This window comes from Lelliottia sp. GFLA7 (assembly GCF_056490165.1).
In genome coordinates this window covers 1-472 of sequence record NZ_JBWLAQ010000057.1, presented here as the reverse complement: position 1 = coordinate 472, position 472 = coordinate 1, and the positions used below count along the sequence as shown (strand labels likewise).

Here is a 472-nt window from a genome sequence, read left to right as displayed (position 1 = left end):
GGCCCCGGTGGCGCCGTCCACTCCGCCGTCGTCGAGTCCCGCCAGCGCCGCCTGGGCGCCCTCCGCGGCCGTCCGGAGCGAATCGAGATCGCCCAGACGCCGGACCTCGGCGACGATGTCGACGTCCTCGCCGGGCGTCGGAGCGATCCGGTCGATCTCCTCGAGCGCGAACGTCAGCTGGTCGGCTTCCTGGACGAGTTCGCGTGCGCGACTGGTTCTTTCCATCAGCTCCGCGCGCGCCTCGACCCACTCGGCGCGATGCTTGCGGTACCGCGCGAGGAGTGGCCCGACGGTCTTGTCCGCGAAACGATCCAGGGCGCCGCGCTGCTGGTCCGGTCGGAGCAACCGCAGCTGATCGTTCTGGCCGTGCACGGTGAGCAGTGGATCGGTGAACTCGGACAGCACGCCCGCCGGAACGCTCCGTCCGCCCAGGTGCGCCCGTGACCGGCCGTCACCGCTGACGGTGCGGACC

1 protein-coding gene is annotated in these 472 nt (G+C 72.0%); it reads right to left on the bottom strand.

Features of this window, described 5'->3' with window-relative positions:
• A partial coding sequence (locus tag AC07RN_RS21125; protein ID WP_478337239.1) for a hypothetical protein occupies positions 1-472 on the bottom strand: 472 nt, incomplete at both ends.